We start from the raw sequence: 19,587 nt of genomic DNA, 5'->3' as shown, positions 1-19,587 counted from the left end.
CGCACCGGCGTCGGCCCGCACCGGCGTCGGCCGGCGTCGGCGTCCGCCCGGCGTCGGCGTCCGCCCGGCGTCAGTCCGGCACCGGGCGCCCCGCCACCAGGTGCTCGGCCAGCGGGCTGCGCCGGTACAGCACCCGGCGGCCGTCCCTGGCCCGGGTCACCAGGCCGGTCTCGGCCAGCACCCGCAGGTGCTGGGAGACGGCGCCCGGGGTCACGCCCAGGCGGCGGGCGAGTTCGACCGTCGGCAGGGGCTCGGCGAGCAGCCGCAGCAGGGTGGTGCGGGGCGCGCCGAGGAGCGCGGTGAGCGCGGAGGCGTCGGGGGCGGGCTCCGGTTCCCACAGGGTCGCCGTGCCCCGGCCCGGATAGGCGAGCATCGGCGGCAGCTCGGCGCTGATCGGCGGCGCCGGCTTGTGCGCGAAGACCGACGGGACCAGCCGCAGCCCCCGCCCGGCGCCCTCCACCTCGTGCCGGCCGATCATCTTGTCCACGCTCAGCACGCCGTCCCGCCACGCGAGGTTGGGGTGCAGACCGGCCAGCAGTGCGCCCGCGCCGCCGGTGGCCAGCTGCCCCGCGCGGTGCGTGATGTCCGCCTCCAGCACGAGCCGGATCCTCGGCCAGTACGGCCGCAGCGCCGTCTCCCAGTAGCGCAGCAGCAACGCGCAGATGCCGTCGAGGAGTTCGAGGACCGGTCCGTCACCGGGATCCGCCGCCCGGCGCAGGGGTCCGGGCAGCGGCCGGGGGGCGTGCGCGGCGCGCAGGTCGTGCCGTACGACCTCGGGGGGCGTGGCCCGTACGGCGGCCAGCTCCTGCGCCAGCGCCGGGGCGTGGACGGCGGGCCGGGGCGTCAGGAAGTCCGGCAGCGCCAGGGTGGCCCCGACCAGGGCCGCCAGCAGGCGGAGGTCGGCCGGGGCCAGGGCGCCGAGCACGGTCCGGCGCCAGCCGCGGTGCAGTGGGTGCAGGCCGGGGGCGCGCAGGACACGCAGACTCTCCATCAGCTCGCCGAGCGGCGAGACGGCGAACCGGGTGTCGGCGAGGTCGTCGGCCCCGAGCCGGAAGGTGATCATTGAGCCCCCGGCTAAATCCTTGGGCAACGGCCCGCGCGGACCGTTGACTCGGGTCCATGTCGGATCACCACACCGGGCAGCGTACCGCGCGCCCACGAGGCACCTCCCGGCTCGTCCCGCTGCTGGCACTGGCCTGCGGGGTCGCGGTCGGCAACGTCTACTTCCCGCAGGCCGTCGCCCCGCTCGCGGCGGCGGGCCTCGGCGTCTCCCCGGACACGGCGGCCGGGGTGGTGACCGCGACCCAGTTGGGCTACGCGGCGGGCATCTTCCTGCTCGTCCCGCTGGGCGACCGGCTGCCGCCCCGCCCGCTGCTGGTCACCCTGCTCACGCTGACCGGCCTGGGGCTGGCCGGTGCCGCCGCCGCGCCCGCGCTGGCGCCGCTGCTCGCGGTGAGCGCGCTGGTGGGTGCGACCACGGTGATCGCCCCGCTGGCCGGGCCGCTGGCGGCCGGGCTGGTCCCCGAGGAGCGGCGGGGCGTGGTGGGCGGCACGCTGCTGAGCGGGTCCCTCGCGGGCATGCTGCTGTCCCGCACGGCCGGCGGCGCGCTCGGCGAGCGGCTGGGCTGGCGGGCGCCGTACGTCCTGGCGGCCCTTATCACGCTCGGGGTCGCCGTACTCCTCGCCCGGGCGTTGCCGCCCGCGCCCGCGCCGGGCCGGCAGCGGTACCCGCGGCTGCTCCTGGAGCCGGTACGCCTGCTGCTCACCGAGCCGGCCCTGCGCCACTCGTGCGGCAACCAGGCGACGGTGTTCGCCGGGTTCTCCGCCGCGTGGACGGGGCTCGCGCTGCTGCTGACGGGGCCGGAGTACGGGCTGGGCGCGGACGCGGTCGGGCTGCTCGCGCTGGTCAACGCGGTCACCATGGTCGTCACGCCGTTCGCGGGCCGGCAGGTGGACCGGCGGGGCCCCGGCCGGGTCAACCTGGTCTGCTTCCTGCTGGTCGCCGCCTCCGCCGCGGTGCTCGCCCTGGGCGCGGCGGGCGGGACCGCGGGTCTGACGGCCCTGGTGGCGGGCACGCTGCTGCTGGACGTCGGCATGCAGTCCGGCATGGTCGCCAACCAGGTCCGCGTGTACGCCCTCGGCGCGCAGGTCCGCAGCCGCCTGAACACCGCGTACATGACGTGCGCCTACCTGGGCGGCGGCCTCGGCTCCTGGCTCGGCACGCGGGCGTACGCCTGGTGGGGCTGGACCGGGGTGTGCGGGCTGGTGGCCCTGCTGACCGCGCTCGGCCTGGTACGGCACCTGGGGACGCCGGAGACGGCACGCGCGGGCCTCGCCGGCCGGGGGCGGAGGACAACCGGCCGGTACGGGGTACGCGTCGGGTGGCGGCACGCGCGCGGACGGTGCGAGCGGTGCGAGCCGCAGACACCCGGTCGCGGGAGGACGGCCGGACGAACCGCTGCGCATGACCACGTGCGCCGGACCGCGTGCGCATGCCCGTGTGCGCCGGGCCGCGTGGGCAGGACCCGAATCACCTGAGACGCGCACGACCCGAGCCCCGATGAGACGAGCCGCATGAAGCGATCCGCACGAACCCGGTCACCCGAGGAGGAGCCGTGCCCTTGTTCCCGCCGCCGTTCGACCCGGAACTCGCCGCCACCCTGGAGCCGGCCAGGGACGTGATCGCGCCAGGCTTCACCCTGGACGACCTCGAAGCCGCCCGGCGGGAGACGGGGCCCGAGCTGGCCGGACTGCTGGACCTCACCCTGGACGGCGCCTTCGAGGTGGAGGACCGCACGGTCCCCGGCCCGCCGGGCGCCCCCGACGTGTCCCTCCTCGTGTGCCGCCCCACCGCGCCCCCGCTCGCACCCCCGCTGCCGGTGCTCTACCACGTGCACGGCGGCGGCATGATGCTCGGCACCAACCGGGCCGGCGTGACGGAGCCGCTGGCCTGGGCGCGCGAGCTGGGCGCGGTCGTGGTGTCGGTGGAGTACCGGCTCGCGCCCGAACACCCGCACCCGGCACCGGTCGAGGACGTGTACGCGGGCCTGCTGTGGACCGCTCGGCACGCGAAGGAGATCGACGGCGACCCGGACCGGATCGTCGTCGTGGGCGCGAGCGCGGGCGGCGGCCTCACCGCCGCGCTCACCCTGCTCAGCCGGGACCGGCGGGGCCCCGAGCCGCTGGGCCAGCTGCTGATGTCGCCGATGCTGGACGACCGCAACGACAGTGTCTCCAGCCGGCAGATGGCGGGGCGGGGCGCCTGGGACCGCACCGCCAACGAGACGGCCTGGACCGCCCTGCTGGGCGAGCGCCGGGGCGGTCCCGACGTCTCCCCCTATGCCGCACCGGCCCGCGCCACCGACCTGTCCGCGCTGCCCCCGGCCTTCCTCGACGTGGGCTCGGCGGAGACCTTCCGGGACGAGGTGGTCGCCTACGCCTCGCGCATCTGGCAGTCCGGCGGCGCCGCCGAACTCCACGTCTGGCCGGGCGGCTGCCACGGTTTCGACGCCCTCGCCCCGGAGGCGGCCCTCTCCCGCGCGGCCCGGGCGGCCCGGCGGACGTGGGTGCGGCGGCTGCTGGAGCGGTGAGCGGCCCCGGGCACCGCGACGCCGAGGCGCAACGCAGCGGAAGACACCCGGGCGAAAACCGCGCGGTCGGCCCCGTTCTGACGTTACCGTTCGGTAGACATCGTGCCCGAAGCCTCCGGAGGTGCTCGTCCATGACGCCCGACCGTCCCGCAGGGCTCGCCGAGACCGTCCGAGCGCTCGCCGAGGGGGAGGTGACCTCCGTCGCGCTGGTGGAGCGGGCCCTGGCCCGGATCGAGGCCACGCAGCCGACGCTGAACGCCTTCAGAATCGTGCGCGCCGAGGCCGCGCTCGCCGAAGCGGAGGCCGCGGACCGGGAGTTGGCCGCCGGGGGCCGCCGCCCGCTGCTCGGCGTGCCGGTGGCGGTGAAGGACGACATGGACGTGGCGGGCGAGCCCACCGCGTTCGGCTGCCGGGGCGAGTTCCCGCCGGTCGCGGAGGACGGCGAGGCGGTACGGCGGCTGCGGGCGGCCGGCGCCGTGATCGTCGGCAAGACGAACACCTGCGAGCTGGGGCAGTGGCCGTTCACCGAGGGAGAGGCGTTCGGGGAGACCCGCAACCCGTGGCACACCGGCCACACGCCCGGCGGGTCGTCCGGCGGGTCGGCCGCGGCCGTGGCCGCCGGGCTCGTGCCGGCCGCCCTCGGCTCCGACGGGGCCGGTTCGGTGCGGATCCCGGCGTCCTGGACGCATCTCATCGGCATCAAGCCGCAGCGGGGCCGCATCTCGACCTGGCCGCGCGGCGAGTCCTTCCACGGCATCACCGTCAACGGCACCCTGGCCCGCACGGTCGCCGACGCGGCGCTGCTGCTGGACGCGGCGAGCGGCAACCACGACCGGGACCCGCACCGGCCGCCCGCGCTGACCGTGGCGGACGCGGTCGGCCGGGACCCGGGCCGGCTGCGCGTCGCGCTGTCGCTGAAGCCGCCGTTCACCGCCGTACCCGCCCGCCTCCAGCCGGAGGTGCGCGCCCGGGTCCTGGAGCTGGCCGAGAGGCTCGCCCGGGCGGGGCACAGCGTCGAGGAGGCGGACCCGCCCTACGGCCAGATCGGGCTGACCTTCCTGCCGCGCGCCACCGCCGGGATCGCCGACCGGGTCCGCGAGGCCCCGGACCCCGCGCTGCTCGACCGGCGCACCCGCGACGCGGCCCGGCTGGGCCGGCTCCTCGCCGGGGCCCCGCTGCGGGCGGCCCGCCGGGCCGAGGCGGTGCTGCACCGGCGGATCGGCGCGTTCTTCGGGTCGTACGACGTGATCCTCGCGCCGACGACGGCCGCGCCGCCGCCCCGGATCGGTGCGCTGTACCGGCTGAGCGGGTTCGCCACCGACCGCGCGATGATCGCCGCCTGCCCGTACGCCTGGCCGTGGAACGTGCTGGGCTGGCCCGGCGTCAACGTCCCGGCCGGGTTCGTCGGTGACGGGCTGCCCGTGGGCGCCCAGCTGCTCGGGCCGGCGCACAGCGAGCCGCTGCTCGTCTCCCTCGCCGCCCAGCTGGAGGCGGAGCTGCGCTGGCACGAGCGGTGGCCGCCGCGGACGGCGGAGGCGGACAGTCCGGCCGCGTGACGGCGTGTCCCACGCACGCGGGCGGACCGGGTCAAGGGCGGTGCGTGCGGCCGGAGCCCCTCACCAGGGGCCCCGGCCGCACGTCGTCAGCAGCCGGTCGACCGTGGCCGGGTCGAGCGCCGGGTTCGCGGCGGCGGCGTGGGCGAGTTCCTCGTCGGCGAGGAGCCCGGCCAGCCGGTCCGGCGGGAGGTTCGGGTGCCGGGCGCCCGCGGACCGCACCTGGGGGTCGGGGTCCCGGGTGAGGCGCTCGACGGTGGCCGGCGCGGTGTCCGGGTCCCGCGCGGCCAGGGCGCGGACCTGCGGGTCGGCGTGGCCTGCGTACGCGGCCAGTCCGGTACGCGGAAAGTCCGGCCGGCTGGTCAGACGGGCGCGCTCGGGGCCGGTGCACTCCAGGAAGCTGCGCAGCAGCAGGGCGGCGGGGGCGTCCGGGTGGTTCTGGGCGAGGAGCACCCGGACGCCGGGATCGTCGTCGTCGGCCAGGCGTGCCACGAGGTCCGGCGGGAGGGTGCGCTCCTCGGCGGCCGCCCGGCGCAGCAGCGGATGCCCGGACAGCGCGTCCCGGCGGACGGCCTCGGGGTCGCGGGGCGCCGGGTTTTCGACGTGGGCGCAGAACGGGCGGTCCATGGGGACGGTGTAGTCGATGCGGGCCCGCTCCTCCTCGCCGAGAGCGGGGTGGACGGAGACGGCCAGCCGTACGGCCGGGTCGGGATCCACCGCGAGGGCGCGGCGCTCGCCGGCGCCGAGGTCCGGGTGGCGGGCGATCGCCCGGCGCACCACGGGGTCGGGGTCGGCGACGAGTGCGTGGCGCTCGGCCGGGCGGAGATCCGCGCGGCGTGCGATCTTCTTCCGCACCTCCGGGTCGGGGTCGGCGGCCAGGAGGGCCGCCACGTCGGGCGGGAGCGTGGGATTGCCGGCGATCATCGCCTTGTCGTCCTTGCCGGCCGGTGCGGTGAGGACGCCCTCCACGACGGCCCGGCTGAGCGCCGAGTGGAGCAGCAGGTAAGTGCGGGAGTGGCAGGGGCGGTCCGGCAGTTCACTCTCCACCCATGCCGGATCGTCGTAGCGCGCGCAGTTCTGCGCCGCCTCGCGTACCCGCTCGTCCGGGTCGGCCAGCAGTGCGGCCCGCTCCTCGTCGGCCATCCGGTGCCAGTGGAAGACTCCGTGCCGGCGCGCCCCGGGGTCCGGGTGGGTGGGAAGGGCGCGGATCAGCTCGGGCGACATCTGCCGGTACAGCGACCAGAGGTGCTCCGACTCGTAGGTGAGCAGCATGCGGACGACGGTGGCGTCGGGCAGCGGCTCGGGCCGCTCCGGCGAGGTCACCCGGGGGCCGTCGGCGAGATGGGCGCGCACGAACCACTCCGGGTCGTCCACCAGCCGCGCCCGCTGGGCCGGGTCCACATGGGGGTTCACGGCGAAGAAACCCCGGGTCCGCCGGTCGGGGTGCTCGACCACGGCGTCCACGACGGCCACGGGCAGGTCGCGGTCCCGGCACAGCACCATCCGTACGGCGAGCGGGGCCTCGTCGAGCAGCCGGCGCAGGACGTCCGGTGTCGCCGACGGGTTGAGGGCGAGTCCGGCGAGCCGCCGCGCGGGCAGGTCGGCCTCCTCCCAGATCTGGTCGGGCGTGCGCATGCCTGTGGTCTCCCCCGTGTGCCTCTTCGCCCTCGCGGGCCCCCGGTCGACGACCTTACGTGCTCACACCGTGAGCAGGCCCGCTCCCAGGGCGATCAGGGCGACGACCTTGAGCAGTTCCAGCGCCACGTACCAGAGGTGGCTGTGGGACCGGGGCAGTTCCTCGCCGGCGAGGACCCGGTCGGAGCGGCGGTTCAGGCGCGGGCGGACGACCGCCAGCTGGGTGAGGAGGAGCACCACGGCGGCCGTGCTGAGCCCGGCGATCCGTGCACCGCCGCCGCCCCGGCATGTGGATCGGCCCGCGCCCCTGCACCTCACCGGCATGACCCCGTAAAGCCGGGACGGCGGGCGCCCGTTGCGCCCGCGACACGGACCACTAGGGTGCCTCCCGTGAGCACGCTTACCGATGGATACGTCCCCGGCCGCCACGGCCGCCACGCCACCACCGAGGCCGACCCGCGCGAGGTCGGCCGGGTGCGCACCGAGTACTCCCCGGCCCACGACGGCGACCCGGACCCCGGGGAGATCGTGTGGACCTGGGTGCCCTTCGAGGAGAACGACGGCCGGGGCAAGGACCGCCCGGTCCTGGTCGTCGCCCGCGAGGCGGCCGGCACCTTCCTCGCCGTACAGCTGACCAGCAAGCGCCACGACGGCGACCGGGACTACGTGGCGATCGGCAGCGGGCCCTGGGACCGGTCGGACCGGGACTCCTGGGTGGACGTGGACCGCGTGCTGCGGCTGCACGAGGAGGGCATGCGACGCGAGGCGTGCGCACTGGACCGGATGCGGTTCAACCTCGTCCGGCAGCGGCTGCACGAGCGCTACGGATGGACCTGACCGGCGTACGACGCCCCGGTCCGGGACTGGGACTGCGGGAACGCCCGCGCGAAGGCCTCCCGGACCACCGCTCCCGGGGTGCGGTCCAGCACCCCGAACACCACCTGCTCGAAGGAGCCGGCGAACCGGCCGCCGGGTCCCAGCAGCGCCCGGAACGCGCCGGCGACCTGCGCCGGGTCGTTCTGGAAGACGCCGCAGCCCCAGGCGCCGAGCACCAGCCGCCGGTAACCGTGCGCCACGGCCGTCTCCAGCACCCGCTCGGCCCGCGCGGCCAGGGCGCCGGGCAGTTCGGCGGTGCGCCGCGGCTGCGTGCGCCGCACCACGCCCGCGTTCGGGGCCGCCGCGGTCAGGAAGCCCGCGCGGTACGGCTCGGCGAGCAGCCGGCCCCGGTCGTCACGGAAGACCGGGACCGCGGGTGAGTGGAGTACGCGGTCCGTGTAGAACGGGTCGCGGTCGGCGCGGTGGTGGTCGTAGAAGGCGCGGACCGTCAGCAGGCAGGTGTACAGCGCGGATGCGCGGCACAGGGCCTCCTCCTGGGCCTGCGCGCCGTTGAGGTAGCCGCCGCCCGGATTGCGGGCCGAGGCGAAGTTCAGCACGGCCACCGGGGCGTCGGCCAGCCGGCGGGCGGCCTCCAGGCTGCTCTCCCCGGTGACGGCGAAGACCGTGCCGGCCCCGGACGTCCGCGCCGGCGGCGCCCCGGCCCCCGGCACGGAGACCGGTTCCGGTCCGAACATCCGCGTACCGGCCCGCGCGGCCTCGATCTCCGCCGCGACGGACACCTCACGGCCGTCCGGCGCGCGGTAACGGCCCGCTGCGACGATCTGTTCCGTCTCCGCGGCGATCCCGCGCAGGCGCGCGCTCACGGCGCCACCCCCGTGGGCGCCGCGACCGCGGCCCGCGCGGTCTCCCCCGTCGTGCTCATGCACGCATCCTGGGTGATGCTGGTGATGCGGTGCAACGGAGTTTCCCGCCCCACGAACGGTCCGGAAACACACACGGAAACGGAGATGACCGATCCGGAACGTCCCGAGGGGCACTCTTGTGCGAACCGGCCCGAGGGTCTTGGGTAGGACCCGTGTGCCTGCCCGGCCCACCGAAATCCGGGCCGGTGACATGGTGGAACCTCAGGAGGATCCCGACATGTCCGATTCACAGAGCGACGGCGGCGACTGTACGAGGAACCGCACCGCCGTCCACGAAGCCGAGGTGGAGGCCCTTGTGAGGGGCATCTGCTTCAAGACCGGGCCACCCCGCGCTCTCGGTGTCGAACTGGAGTGGCTCGTCCACGAGCTGCGGATGCCGCAGCTCCCCGTGACACCCGAACGTCTCGAAGCGGCCTACGCCTCGCTGCGGGCCGTACCCCTGGGCTCGGCGCTCACCGTCGAACCCGGCGGCCAGCTGGAGCTCAGCTCGCCGCCCGCCGCCTCCCTGATGGAGTGCATCACCACCGTCTCCGCCGACCTGGACACCGTCCGGGCCGTCCTCGCCGAGGACGGGCTCGGCCTGGTCGGCATCGGTCACGACCCCTGGCACGCGCCCCGCCGGTTCCTGCACGAGCCGCGCTACGACGCCATGGAGGCCTGCCTGGACCGCACCGGTCCGGCGGGGCGGCACATGATGTGCGCCTCGGCCTCCGTCCAGGTGTGCGTCGACGCCGGTCACGAGGAGCCGGGGCCGCTCGGACACGTACGGCGCTGGTGGCTGGCGTACCAGCTGGGCGCGGTCCTGGTGGCCGCGTTCGCCAACTCCCCGCTGATCGGCCAGGAGCCCACGGGCTGGGTCTCCACGCGGCAGCTGATGTGGCTGGAGATCGGAGCGGGCCGCGCGGGCGCTCCCCCGCTGGACGGTGCGCCCCGGCAGGCCTGGGCACGGCATGTGCTGGACTCCCCGGTGATGTGCGTCCGCCGGGACGGCGAGCCGTGGGAGGTGCCCGACGGGCTCACCTTCCGGGAGTGGACCCGTACCCGGGTGCCCAGGGCTCCGACCCGGGCGGACCTGGACTATCACCTGACCACCCTGTTCCCGCCGGTGCGGCCGCGCGGTCACCTGGAGCTGCGGATGATCGACGCGCAGCCCGGCGACGACGGCTGGATCGTGCCGCTCGCGGTGACGGCGGCGCTGTTCGACGACCCGGAGGCCGCCGAGCGGGCGTACCGGATCGTCAAGCCGCTGGCCGAGCGGGCGTTGAACCTGCCCGCCCCGCACAACCCGCTGTGGACCGACGCGGCCCGGTACGGGCTCGCCGATCCGGAGCTGCGCGAGGCGGCCACCGGCTGTTTCACGGCGGCGCTGGAGGCCCTGCCACGGATCGGCGCCACCACCGAGGTGACGGACGCCGTGGCCGCCTATCTGCACCGCTATGTCGCCCGTGGCCGCTGCCCGGCCGACGACCTGCTGGACCGACTCCGCGACACGCACCTGTCCCGGTCCGGACCCGGCCCCACCGGGGGCACGTTCACCGCCCACGGGAGGAAGGACATCCGCACATGACCGCCCCCGAGACCACCCGCACCACGGCCTCAGAGACGACCCCCGCCCCGGCCGCCGGGCCCGACGCCGAGAGCCTGCGGGAGCGCGCGCTGGCCTCGCTCACCGCGGCCCGGGACCGGACCACCCTGCTGACGAGCTGCGTCGAGGACCCGGACCTCACCGCCCAGCACTCCCCGCTGATGTCCCCGCTGGTGTGGGACCTCGCGCACATCGGCAACCAGGAGGAGCTGTGGCTGCTGCGCGCGGTCGGCGGCCGTGAGGCGATGCGGCCCGAGATCGACAGCCTGTACGACGCCTTCGAGCACCCGCGTGCCGAGCGCCCCTCGCTGCCGCTGCTGTCGCCCGGGGAGGCCCGTGGCTACGCGGCCGAGGTGCGCGGCCGGGCGCTGGACCTGCTGGAGTCGGCGGACTTCCACGGCACCCGGCTGACCGAGGCCGGATTCGCCTTCGGGATGATCGCGCAGCACGAACAGCAGCACGACGAGACCATGCTGATCACCCATCAGCTCAGGAAGGGCCCGCAGGCCCTGACCGCGCCCGACCCCGAGCCGGTCCCGCTGTTCCCGGGTCCCGCCGAAGTCCTCGTCCCGGGCGGGCCGTTCACGATGGGCACCTCCGCCGAGCCGTGGGCGCTGGACAACGAACGCCCGGCGCACCCGCGGGAGGTGGCCCCGTTCTGGATCGACACCACCCCGGTGACGAACGCGGCGTACCAGGCGTTCATCGAGGACGGCGGCTACACCACCGAGCGCTGGTGGGCCCCGCGGGGCTGGGCGCACATCCGGCAGCACTCCGTCACGGCGCCGCTGTTCTGGCGCCGGGACGGCGGCCAGTGGCTCAGGCGCCGCTTCGGGACCACGGAGGCGGTCCCGCCCAACGAGCCGGTGCTCCACGTCAGCTGGTACGAGGCCGACGCCTACGCCCGCTGGGCCGGGCGCCGGCTGCCCACCGAGACGGAGTGGGAGAAGGCCGCCCGCCATGACCCGGCCACCGGCCGCTCCCGGCGCTACCCGTGGGGTGACGCCGACCCCGGGCCCGAGCACGCCAACCTGGGCCAGCGGCATCTGCGGCCCGCCCCGGCCGGCAGCTACCCCGCCGGCGAATCCCCGCTGGGCGTGAGGCAGTTGATCGGCGACGTGTGGGAGTGGACGGCGAGCGACTTCCTGCCGTACCCCGGTTTCCAGGCGTTTCCGTACAAGGAGTACTCGGAGGTGTTCTTCGGCCCGGAGTGCAAGGTGCTGCGCGGCGGTTCCTTCGCCGTGGACCCGGTGGCCTGCCGGGGCACGTTCCGCAACTGGGACTACCCGATCCGCCGGCAGATCTTCTCCGGCTTCCGCACCGCCCGCTCGGAGGCCGTCTGATGTGCCGTCACCTGGCCTATCTGGGCCCGCAGGAGCCGCTGGGCCGGCTGCTGACGGAGCCCCCGCACAGTCTGTTCCGCCAGGCGTGGGCGCCCCGGCGGCAGCGGCACGGGACGGTCAACGCCGACGGCTTCGGCGTGGGCTGGTACGCCGGTGACGACCCGGTCCCGGCCCGCTACCGAAGGGCCGGGCCGATCTGGGCGGACCTGTCGTTCACCGACCTGGCCCGGGTGGTGCGCTCCGGGGCCGTGCTCGCGGCCGTACGGGACGCGACGCTCGCCGGCGCGGACGCCGAGGCCGCCGCGGCGCCCTTCGCGGCCGGGCGGTGGCTGTTCAGCCACAACGGCGCCGTCGCGGGCTGGCCGGACTCGGCCGCGCCCCTGGTGCCCGCGCTGCCCCCGGTCGACCTGCTGTCGCTGCAGGCCCGCACGGACTCGGCGTTCGTCTGGGCCCTGGCGCTGCACCGGCTGCGCCACGGCGACGAGATGGGGCTCGCCCTCGGCGAGACGGTCCGCCAGGTCGCCGAGGCGGCCCCCGCCTCCCGGCTGAACCTGCTGCTCACCGACGGCGCCACGATCGCCGCCACCGCCTGGGGCGACAGCCTGTGGTACCGCACCGAACCGGGCCGGAGCACGGTCGTCGCCTCCGAACCGTACGACGACGACCCGCTCTGGCAGGAGGTCCCCGACCGCACCCTGCTCACCGCGAGCCGCGCCGGCGTGCTGCTCGCCCCGCTGGAGGATCCGGCGAACTCGATTCCGAAGGAGCCCTGCCGTTGAGTCCCCTGCACGTCACCCGCACCCTTCCCGAGGACGCCACGGACGCCGCCCTGCGCGCCGACGTCCAAAGCGGCCTGACCGCCGACCCCAAGTGGCTGCCGCCGAAGTGGTTCTACGACGCCCGCGGCAGCGAGCTGTTCGAGCAGATCACCGAGCTGCCCGAGTACTACCCCACGCGCGCCGAGCGGGAGATCCTCGCCGCCCGGTCCGGCGAGATCGCCGCCGCGAGCGGGGCCCGTACGCTGATCGAGCTGGGCTCGGGCTCCTCGGAGAAGACCCGCTACCTGATCGACGCCCTGCCCTCGCTCGCCGCCTACGTCCCCGTCGACGTCAGCGAGAGCGCCCTGGTCCAGGCCGGTGAGGCGCTCATCGAGGCCCGCCCGGACCTCGACGTGCACGCGCTGATCGCCGACTTCACGGCGCCGCTGGCCCTGCCCGCCACGCCCGGGCCCCGGCTGCTGGCCTTCCTCGGCGGCACCATCGGCAACCTGCTGCCCGCCGAGCGCGCGGACTTCCTGGCCTCCGCGCGGTCCCTGCTCGCCCCGGGCGACGGGCTGCTGCTCGGCACCGACCTGGTCAAGGACGAGCAGGTGCTGGTCCGGGCGTACGACGACGCGGCCGGGGTCACGGCCGCGTTCAACAAGAACGTGCTGTCCGTCGTCGACCGTGAACTGGGCGCCGACTTCGACCCCGACGCCTTCGACCATGTGGCCGTGTGGGACGCCGAGCGGGAGTGGATCGAGATGCGGCTGCGCTCGCGTACCGCGCAGACCGTGAAGGTGCCCGCGCTGAACCTGGCCGTGGACTTCGCGGCGGGCGAGGAGCTGCGCACCGAGGTGTCGGCGAAGTTCCGCAAGGAGGGGGTGGGCGCGGAACTCGCCTCCGTCGGACTGGAGCTGACCCACTGGTGGACGGACGTGCAGGGCCGCTTCGCGCTGTCCCTGAGCGTGGCGCGGTGACCCGGCCGGGGTCCGCGGGTGAGCTCCTCGGCGGTGTCCGGGAGCCTGCGCGGATCCCGGCCGCCGTGCGGGCCGGGCGGGGATGCGGCACCGTGGAGTCATGTCGAATCACACCTACCGGGTGACCGAGATCGTCGGCAGCTCTCGCGAGGGCGTCGACCAGGCCATCCGCAACGGCATCGCCCGCGCCGGCCAAACCTTGCGCAATCTGGACTGGTTCGAGGTCACGCAGGTCCGGGGCCAGCTCGCGAACGGCGAGATCGAGCACTGGCAGGTGGGCCTCAAAGTGGGCTTCCGCCTCGAGGACGGGGACTGAGGGGCCGGGGACCGACCGCCCGCCCGGCCGTCAGGTCCGGCCCTCCCGCTCCTGCGCGTCCTCCAGCGCGGCCGACTTCGCGGCCCAGCGGGCGCGTACGACGGTGAAGCCGGCGCGCTCGGCGTCGTCGCACACCAGCTCGTCGTCGTCGACGAGGAACCGCACCTCCCGCGTGCGGGCGAGCCGGCGCAGGGTCTCCAGCTTGGTGAACCGGGCGGGCCTGCGGTCGGCGTTGCCCCGCATGTGCACCCGGCCCTCGGGCAGCCCGTGGGCGGCGAGCCAGTCCAGCGTGTCGCGGCGGCACCGCTCGGGACGGCCCGTCAGATAGACGACCTCGCACGCGCCGGCGCTCTCCACGGCCATGGCCACCCCCTCCGCGAGCGGCGGGTCCGCGGGCGCGGCGGCGAAGAACGCGTCCCAGGCCCGCGGCCGCTCCTGCAGGAAGTGCTGGCGGTGGGCGGTGTCGGCGAGGGTGTTGTCCAGGTCGAACACGGCGAGCGGGCGCTTGTCGCTGTCGGTCACCCGCCCACCCTAGCCAGGGCGGCACACCCGCGCCCCCATCCGTGCGCCGGGTCATCGCGGGACGACGCGCCGTGACGGCGGGAATCCCGGGCCCGGCACGGCGTTGAACCCTCCTGTGAGCAGCTCAGTGATCGCCCGGACCCGGTTCTCCGTCCTCGACCGTTCCCGCACCCGCGAGGCACACCCTCCCGCCCAGGCGCTGCGGGACACCGTCGCGCTGGCGCGGGAGGCGGAGGCGCTCGGCTACCACCGCTTCTGGGTGTCCGAGCACCACGGAGTGCCCGGGGTCGCCGGGTCCGCTCCGACCGTGCTCGCCGCGGCGGTCGCCTCGGCCACCACCACGATCCGGGTCGGCACCGGCGGAGTCATGCTGCCCAACCACCGGCCCCTCGTCGTGGCCGAGCAGTTCGGGGTGCTGGAGTCCCTGTTCCCCGGGCGGATCGACATGGGGCTCGGGCGTTCCGTGGGCTTCACGGACGGGGTACGCAGGGCGCTCGGCCGGGACAAGGGCGACGCCGAGGACTTCGCGGCGCAGCTCGGCGAGCTGCTGGAGTGGTTCACGGGCAGCTCGCCGACCGGGGTGCACGCCCGCCCGGCGGAAGGACTGCGGGTGCCGCCGTTCGTGCTGGCCATGGGCGAGGGCGCGCGGATCGCGGCGCGGGCCGGGCTGCCCATGGTCATCGGAGACCTGCGCGACCGGGAGAAGATGCTGCGCGGCATCGACCAGTACCGTTCCCTGTTCCGGCCCTCCCGCTGGGCGGCGCAGCCCTACGTCGTGATCTCCGGGTCGGTCGCGGTCGCCGGCACCGAGGCCGAGGCGCGCCGGCTGCTGGTGCCGGAGGCCTGGTCGATGGCGTACGCGCGCACTCACGGCACCTTCCCGCCGCTCGCTCCGGCCGAGGAGATCGAGGCCCGCGCGATGACCGCGAAGGAGCGCGGCTTCTACGCGGCGGGGCTCGACGGTCACCTCGCCGGCACCGGGGAGCAGGTCGCGCACGGGCTGGAGAGCGTGCTGAAGGAGACGGAGGCCGCCGAGGTCCTCGTCACCACCAGCGGTTACGACCGTGCCGCGCTGCGGGACTCCTTCCGGCGGCTCGCCGCACTGTTCGCGCCCCGCTGACCGGCCCCGAGATGCGGACCCGGCCGGGGCCGGTGACCCTGGGAGAGGAAGCCTCAAGCGACGAGGAGGGCTGCCATGTCCTTCATGGACAAGATCAAGGGCATGCTCAAGGGCCATGAGGACATGGCCGACAAGGGCATCGACAAGGGCGGTGACTACGTCGACCAGCGCACCGGCGACAAGTACAAGTCACAGGTCGACACCGGGCAGGACAAGCTGAGGGACGAGTTCGGCACCCGGCAGGACCGGGGCAACCCTCCGCCGTCGTAGCGCTCGGGGGCGGATAGAGTTCCCCCGATGCCGAGCCCTCACGACCCGTACGACTCCTTCGTCCGTGTGCGCGGTGCCCGTGAGCACAACCTCAAGGGCGTCGACGTGGACATCCCGCGGGACGTGCTGGCCGTGTTCACCGGCGTGTCCGGCTCGGGAAAGTCGTCCCTGGCGTTCGGCACGATCTACGCCGAGGCCCAGCGGCGGTACTTCGAGTCGGTCGCGCCGTACGCGCGCAGGCTGATCCACCAGGTCGGGGCGCCGCAGGTCGGTGAGATCAGCGGGCTGCCGCCGGCCGTCTCCCTGCAGCAGCGCCGTTCGTCCCCCACCTCCCGCTCCTCGGTCGGGACGGTCACCAATCTCTCCAACTCCCTGCGCATGCTCTTCTCGCGTGCCGGGGAGTATCCGCCGGGCGCCGAGCGGCTCGATTCCGACGCGTTCTCGCCGAACACGGCCGCCGGGGCCTGCCCCGGGTGCCACGGTCTGGGCCATGTGCACGAGACCACCGAGGAGTTGCTGGTCCCGGACCCCTCGCTGTCGATCCGCGAGGGCGCGATCGCCGCCTGGCCGGGCGCCTGGCAGGGCAAGAACCTGCGCGACATCCTGGACGCGCTGGGCCACGACGTGGACCGGCCCTGGCGGGAGCTGCCCGGGTCCGAGCGGCGGTGGATCCTGTTCACGGACGAGCAGCCCGTCGTGACCGTGCACCCGGTGCGGGACGCCGACCGCATCCAACGGCCGTACCAGGGCACGTACATGAGCGCCCGGCGGTATGTGCTGAAGACCTTCTCGGACACCAAGTCGGCCACCCTGCGCGCGAAGGCGGAGCGGTTCCTGACGAGCGCGCCCTGCCCGGTGTGCGGGGGCAGCCGGCTGCGGCCCGAGGCGCTCGCGGTGACCTTCGGCGGCCGGACCATCGCCGAGCTGGCCGCGCTGCCGCTGACCGACCTCGCCGGACTGCTCGGCGGCGGCACCGAGACCGCGCGGGTGCTCACCGAGGACCTGAAGTCCCGGATCGCCCCGGTGGTCGAGCTGGGCCTCGGCTATCTGAGCCTGGACCGCTCGACCCCGACCCTGTCGGCGGGCGAGCTGCAACGGCTGCGGCTGGCCACGCAGTTGCGGTCCGGGCTGTTCGGTGTGGTGTACGTGCTGGACGAGCCGTCCGCCGGTCTGCACCCGGCGGACACCGCGGCCCTGCTGACCGTGCTGGAGCGGCTGAAGGCCGCGGGGAACTCGGTGTTCGTGGTGGAGCACCATCTGGAGGTGGTCCGCGGCGCCGACTGGCTGGTGGACGTCGGGCCCGGCGCGGGTGAGCACGGCGGGCGGGTGCTCTACAGCGGGCCGCCGGCCGAGCTGGCGTCGGTGCGGGAGTCGGCGACGGCGGCCTTCCTCTTCGACGAGGCGCCGGGGCCCGCGCGCGCCCTGCGCGAGCCGCGCGGCTGGCTGACGGTCGGCCCGGTGACCCGGCACAACCTGCGCGGGGTGACCGCCGGGTTCCCGCTCGGCGCGTTCACCGCGGTCACCGGGGTCTCCGGGTCGGGGAAGTCCACGCTCGTCGGGGAGTTGACGGAGGACCTGGAGGGGGTGCGGCGGCTGCTCCGGGTCGACCAGCGGCCCATCGGGCGCACCCCGCGCTCCAACCTGGCCACCTACACCGGCCTGTTCGACGTCGTCCGCAAGGTGTTCGCCGGGACGGACGAGGCACGCTCGCGCGGGTACGGCGTCGGGCGGTTCTCCTTCAACGTGGCGGGAGGGCGCTGCGAGACCTGCCAGGGCGAGGGGTTCGTCAGCGTCGAGCTGCTGTTCCTGCCGAGCACCTACGCGCCCTGCCCGGACTGCGCCGGCGCCCGCTACAACCCCGAGACGCTGGAGGTGACCTACCGGGGCCGGACCGTCGCCGAGGTCCTCGACCTGACCGTGGAGGCCGCGGCGGAGTTCTTCGCGGACATCCCGGCCGCCGCCCGCAGCCTGGGCACGCTGCTCGACGTCGGGCTCGGCTATCTGCGGCTCGGCCAGCCCGCGACCGAGCTGTCCGGCGGCGAGGCGCAGCGGATCAAACTGGCGAGCGAGCTGCAGCGCGGCCGGCGCGGTCACACCCTGTACCTGCTGGACGAGCCGACGACCGGACTGCACCCCGCCGATGTGGAGGTGCTGATGGAACGGCTGCACGGGCTGGTGGACGCGGGTCACACGGTCGTGGTGGTGGAGCACGACATGACGGTGGTCGCGGGCGCGGACTGGGTGATCGACCTGGGTCCGGGCGGCGGCGACCGAGGCGGCCGTATCGTGGCTGCGGGTCCGCCGGAGCGGGTGGCGGGGGACCCGGAGAGCGCGACGGCGCCCTATCTGTCCCGCGCCCTGAGCTGACGCCCTTGCCCCGCCCTCGCCGAGCCGCCGCCGACGCGGTGCCCGGCCGCGGGTGATCGCTCCGTGCGACCCGTGTCAGGCCCGGTGGGGCTCCGCGGGCAGGTCGGGCCTCGTGGTGCGCTGAGGGACCGGGTGGTCGGTGAGCAGGGTGGTGTGGGTCCAGGCCGGTGCGGCGGCGGTCGGCTGGGCCGCCCGGGCCAGGGCGCGGCGGTCGGGGTGGGTGCCCGGCGGGATCGGTGGCCGTATGTCCACCTCGGCGACGAGGCCCCGGGTGCGGGCCACCCGCCACAGGGAGGCCAGCAGGGTGTCCTCGCCGACGAACGCCGCCGACGTGCCGGGGCCGCCGTCGGTCTGCCGGTAGCGCAGGCCGACCGGCTGCACGGGCACGCCCGCGTCCAGCGCGGCCTGGAAGACCGCCCGGTGGAAGCGGCCGTGGGCCCGGCCGCACCAGGTGCTGCCCTCGGGGAAGGCGGTCACGGCGGCGCCCTCGCGCAGGGCCCCGGCGATCCGGGCGACCGTCTCGGGCAGGGCGCGGATCCGGTCCCGCTCGATGAACAGGGCTCCGCCGCGGGCGGCCAGCGGGCCGGCCACCGGCCACTGCCGCACCTCGGTCTTGGCGAGCATCCGGGCGGGCCGTACGGCGGTCAGCAGCGGGATGTCCAGCCAGGAGACGTGGTTGGCGACCAGCAGCAGCCCGCCGGCCGGTGCCACGGCACCGGTGACGCGCACCCGGACCCCGATGGCCCGCACGATCGCCCGGCACCACCGCCCGACCCACTCGGCGGGGATCCTCCCGCCGAGCGGGGACAGCGCGATCCCGGCCAGCACCAGGGCCGCGACCGCGGTCAGCCGCAGCACGGCCCGGGGTACGGCCGCCGCGGCCCGGTCCCGCTCCACACAGGCGCCCGGGGTGCAGGGCGCGCTGGGCAGCCAGACGCTCATCAGGCCGGCACGAGGGAGAGGAAGTGCCGCAGGTAGCGCGGGTTCACCCGGCGCATCGACAGCAGCACGTACAGGTCGGCGACCCCGAAGTCCGGGTCGTGCGCGGGCTCGCCGCACACCCAGGCGCCGAGGCGGAGGTAGCCGCGCAGCAGGGCGGGGAGCTCGGTGCGCCCGGCGGGGGCCTCGGCGTTCGGCGGCCACGGCAGCAGCGGCCGTACCCGGAACTCCTCGGGGGCCAGGTGCTTGGCGCGGACCCGCTCCCAGGTGGCCGTCGCGAGGGCGCCGCCGTCGGCGAGCGGTACCGAGCAGCAGCCCGCCAGCCACTCGTGCCCGCGGTCGACCATGTAGCGCGCTATCCCGGCCCAGATCAGCCCGATGACCGCGCCGTCCCGGTGGTCGGGGTGCACACAGGAGCGGCCGACCTCGACCAGACCCGGCCGGATCCCGTCCAGCGCGCCCAGCTCGAACTCGCCCTCGGAGTAGAGCCGGCCGGCGACGGCGGCCCGCTCGGGCGGCAGCAGCCGGTAGGTGCCGACGACCTGCCCGGTCACGGTGTCGCGGACGAGCAGGTGGTCGCAGTACGCGTCGAAGGCGTCGACGTCGAGGCCCGGCTGCGGGCCGGCCAGCAGGGCGCCCATCTCTCCGGCGAAGACGTCGTGCCGCAGCCGCTGCGCGGCGCGCACGTCGTCCTCGTCGCGGGCGAGGGCGACGGTGTAGCGGGTGGGCGCCGCGGGCTGCGGGGGACGATCGAGGGTGGAAACGCCGGTCATGGCTCTCTCCTGGTCACGGGCCGGTTCGGCGACGGGGCGGCGGGCCGGTGCGTACGGCCCGCCGCTCCTGTTCTTC

The 19,587-nt window shown here is 75.6% G+C and carries 19 protein-coding genes; 12 read left to right on the top strand and 7 right to left on the bottom strand.

All coding sequences use genetic code 11. The annotated features are described in order from the left end of the window. Positions 1–70: 70 nt before the first annotated feature. Positions 71–1,063, bottom strand: coding sequence for a DUF5937 family protein (locus tag AB0N17_RS01790; RefSeq protein ID WP_366009061.1), 993 nt, complete (start codon positions 1,061–1,063; stop codon positions 71–73). Between the two features lie 56 nt (positions 1,064–1,119). On the opposite strand from AB0N17_RS01790, the gene AB0N17_RS01785 reads away from it, so the two are divergent. The 3 genes from AB0N17_RS01785 to AB0N17_RS01775 all read left to right on the top strand — a co-directional run bounded on the left by AB0N17_RS01785 (position 1,120) and on the right by AB0N17_RS01775 (position 5,146). Beyond that, a complete protein-coding gene (locus AB0N17_RS01785; protein ID WP_366009060.1) occupies positions 1,120–2,538 on the top strand; it encodes an MFS transporter in 1,419 nt (472 codons plus the stop codon). A 77-nt stretch (positions 2,539–2,615) separates the two neighbouring features. Then, positions 2,616–3,590: an alpha/beta hydrolase gene (locus AB0N17_RS01780; RefSeq protein ID WP_366009059.1), complete on the top strand. Its 975-nt coding sequence runs from the start codon at positions 2,616–2,618 to the stop codon at positions 3,588–3,590. Positions 3,591–3,721: 131 nt separating this feature from the next. Continuing rightward, the gene (locus AB0N17_RS01775) at positions 3,722–5,146 is read left to right on the top strand and encodes an amidase (protein WP_366009058.1); all 1,425 of its coding nucleotides are present in this window, start codon (positions 3,722–3,724) and stop codon (positions 5,144–5,146) included. A gap of 60 nt (positions 5,147–5,206) precedes the next feature. Here AB0N17_RS01775 and AB0N17_RS01770 read toward each other — a convergent pair whose 3' ends face one another. Both AB0N17_RS01770 and AB0N17_RS01765 read right to left on the bottom strand, forming a co-directional pair. Then, on the bottom strand, positions 5,207–6,778 hold the full coding sequence (locus tag AB0N17_RS01770) for a hypothetical protein (RefSeq protein ID WP_366009057.1): 1,572 nt from the start codon (positions 6,776–6,778) through the stop codon (positions 5,207–5,209). Between the two features lie 63 nt (positions 6,779–6,841). Beyond that, positions 6,842–7,018: a hypothetical protein gene (locus tag AB0N17_RS01765; RefSeq protein WP_366009157.1), complete on the bottom strand. Its 177-nt coding sequence runs from the start codon at positions 7,016–7,018 to the stop codon at positions 6,842–6,844. Positions 7,019–7,168: 150 nt separating this feature from the next. Here AB0N17_RS01765 and AB0N17_RS01760 point away from each other — a divergent pair, with 150 nt between their 5' ends. Then, positions 7,169–7,615: a type II toxin-antitoxin system PemK/MazF family toxin gene (locus AB0N17_RS01760; RefSeq protein ID WP_366009056.1), complete on the top strand. Its 447-nt coding sequence runs from the start codon at positions 7,169–7,171 to the stop codon at positions 7,613–7,615. Here the strand turns inward: AB0N17_RS01760 and AB0N17_RS01755 are convergent. Next, complete coding sequence (locus AB0N17_RS01755; RefSeq protein ID WP_366009055.1) at positions 7,600–8,478, bottom strand: TIGR02452 family protein; 879 nt, start codon at positions 8,476–8,478, stop codon at positions 7,600–7,602. The two genes, AB0N17_RS01760 and AB0N17_RS01755, sit on opposite strands and share 16 nt — an antisense overlap. 277 nt (positions 8,479–8,755) lie before the next feature. Here AB0N17_RS01755 and egtA point away from each other — a divergent pair, with 277 nt between their 5' ends. The 5 genes from egtA to AB0N17_RS01730 all read left to right on the top strand — a co-directional run bounded on the left by egtA (position 8,756) and on the right by AB0N17_RS01730 (position 13,520). After that, positions 8,756–10,105: an ergothioneine biosynthesis glutamate--cysteine ligase EgtA gene (gene egtA, locus AB0N17_RS01750; RefSeq protein WP_366009054.1), complete on the top strand. Its 1,350-nt coding sequence runs from the start codon at positions 8,756–8,758 to the stop codon at positions 10,103–10,105. Then, positions 10,102–11,466 carry an ergothioneine biosynthesis protein EgtB gene (gene egtB / locus AB0N17_RS01745; RefSeq protein WP_366009053.1) on the top strand — a complete coding sequence of 455 codons (1,365 nt, stop codon included), beginning with the start codon at positions 10,102–10,104 and terminating at the stop codon, positions 11,464–11,466. Before egtA ends, egtB begins: the two co-directional genes overlap by 4 nt. After that, positions 11,466–12,245 carry an ergothioneine biosynthesis protein EgtC gene (egtC, locus tag AB0N17_RS01740; RefSeq protein ID WP_366009052.1) on the top strand — a complete coding sequence of 260 codons (780 nt, stop codon included), beginning with the start codon at positions 11,466–11,468 and terminating at the stop codon, positions 12,243–12,245. Before egtB ends, egtC begins: the two co-directional genes overlap by 1 nt. Continuing rightward, entirely contained in the window at positions 12,242–13,204 is a 963-nt protein-coding gene (gene egtD / locus AB0N17_RS01735) for an L-histidine N(alpha)-methyltransferase (protein ID WP_366009051.1), read from the top strand. The genes egtC and egtD overlap by 4 nt, the downstream gene beginning before the upstream one ends. A gap of 100 nt (positions 13,205–13,304) precedes the next feature. Continuing rightward, positions 13,305–13,520, top strand: a complete 216-nt coding sequence (locus AB0N17_RS01730; RefSeq protein ID WP_366009050.1) for a dodecin — start codon at positions 13,305–13,307, stop codon at positions 13,518–13,520. Positions 13,521–13,550: 30 nt separating this feature from the next. On the opposite strand, the gene AB0N17_RS01725 is transcribed toward AB0N17_RS01730, so the two are convergent. Then, the gene (locus tag AB0N17_RS01725) at positions 13,551–14,042 is read right to left on the bottom strand and encodes a hypothetical protein (protein ID WP_366009049.1); all 492 of its coding nucleotides are present in this window, start codon (positions 14,040–14,042) and stop codon (positions 13,551–13,553) included. Between the two features lie 115 nt (positions 14,043–14,157). On the opposite strand from AB0N17_RS01725, the gene AB0N17_RS01720 reads away from it, so the two are divergent. The 3 genes from AB0N17_RS01720 to AB0N17_RS01710 all read left to right on the top strand — a co-directional run bounded on the left by AB0N17_RS01720 (position 14,158) and on the right by AB0N17_RS01710 (position 17,799). After that, complete coding sequence (locus tag AB0N17_RS01720) at positions 14,158–15,162, top strand: LLM class flavin-dependent oxidoreductase (RefSeq protein WP_366009048.1); 1,005 nt, start codon at positions 14,158–14,160, stop codon at positions 15,160–15,162. A 75-nt stretch (positions 15,163–15,237) separates the two neighbouring features. Beyond that, a complete protein-coding gene (locus tag AB0N17_RS01715) occupies positions 15,238–15,432 on the top strand; it encodes an antitoxin (protein ID WP_366009047.1) in 195 nt (64 codons plus the stop codon). 27 nt (positions 15,433–15,459) lie between these two features. After that, on the top strand, positions 15,460–17,799 hold the full coding sequence (locus AB0N17_RS01710) for an excinuclease ABC subunit UvrA (protein WP_366009046.1): 2,340 nt from the start codon (positions 15,460–15,462) through the stop codon (positions 17,797–17,799). Between the two features lie 75 nt (positions 17,800–17,874). Here the strand turns inward: AB0N17_RS01710 and AB0N17_RS01705 are convergent, their stop codons facing one another. Both AB0N17_RS01705 and AB0N17_RS01700 read right to left on the bottom strand, forming a co-directional pair. Next, positions 17,875–18,741, bottom strand: coding sequence for a lysophospholipid acyltransferase family protein (locus AB0N17_RS01705; protein WP_366009045.1), 867 nt, complete (start codon positions 18,739–18,741; stop codon positions 17,875–17,877). Further along, on the bottom strand, positions 18,741–19,511 hold the full coding sequence (locus AB0N17_RS01700; RefSeq protein ID WP_366009044.1) for a GNAT family N-acyltransferase: 771 nt from the start codon (positions 19,509–19,511) through the stop codon (positions 18,741–18,743). The genes AB0N17_RS01705 and AB0N17_RS01700 overlap by 1 nt, the downstream gene beginning before the upstream one ends. Between the last annotated feature and the right edge of the window lie 76 nt (positions 19,512–19,587).

It is taken from the genome of Streptomyces sp. NPDC051133 (assembly GCF_040682635.1).
Lineage (GTDB): Bacteria > Actinomycetota > Actinomycetes > Streptomycetales > Streptomycetaceae > Streptomyces.
Note: the sequence above shows the minus strand (reverse complement) of the source record. Positions and strands in the feature narration are given on the sequence as shown.

Excerpts from the sequence above, each read along its gene's own strand:
- AB0N17_RS01775 (WP_366009058.1), top strand. The coding sequence starts at position 3,722 with ATGACGCCCGACCGTCCCGCAGGGCTCGCCGAGACCGTCCGAGCGCTC.
- AB0N17_RS01710 (WP_366009046.1), top strand. The coding sequence starts at position 15,460 with ATGCCGAGCCCTCACGACCCGTACGACTCCTTCGTCCGTGTGCGCGGT.
- AB0N17_RS01730 (WP_366009050.1), top strand. The coding sequence starts at position 13,305 with ATGTCGAATCACACCTACCGGGTGACCGAGATCGTCGGCAGCTCTCGC.
- AB0N17_RS01700 (WP_366009044.1), bottom strand. The coding sequence starts at position 19,511 with ATGACCGGCGTTTCCACCCTCGATCGTCCCCCGCAGCCCGCGGCGCCC.
- egtB (WP_366009053.1), top strand. The coding sequence starts at position 10,102 with ATGACCGCCCCCGAGACCACCCGCACCACGGCCTCAGAGACGACCCCC.
- AB0N17_RS01705 (WP_366009045.1), bottom strand. The coding sequence starts at position 18,741 with ATGAGCGTCTGGCTGCCCAGCGCGCCCTGCACCCCGGGCGCCTGTGTG.
- AB0N17_RS01770 (WP_366009057.1), bottom strand. The coding sequence starts at position 6,778 with ATGCGCACGCCCGACCAGATCTGGGAGGAGGCCGACCTGCCCGCGCGG.
- AB0N17_RS01790 (WP_366009061.1), bottom strand. The coding sequence starts at position 1,063 with ATGATCACCTTCCGGCTCGGGGCCGACGACCTCGCCGACACCCGGTTC.
- egtA (WP_366009054.1), top strand. The coding sequence starts at position 8,756 with ATGTCCGATTCACAGAGCGACGGCGGCGACTGTACGAGGAACCGCACC.
- egtC (WP_366009052.1), top strand. The coding sequence starts at position 11,466 with ATGTGCCGTCACCTGGCCTATCTGGGCCCGCAGGAGCCGCTGGGCCGG.
- AB0N17_RS01785 (WP_366009060.1), top strand. The coding sequence starts at position 1,120 with ATGTCGGATCACCACACCGGGCAGCGTACCGCGCGCCCACGAGGCACC.
- AB0N17_RS01715 (WP_366009047.1), top strand. The coding sequence starts at position 15,238 with ATGTCCTTCATGGACAAGATCAAGGGCATGCTCAAGGGCCATGAGGAC.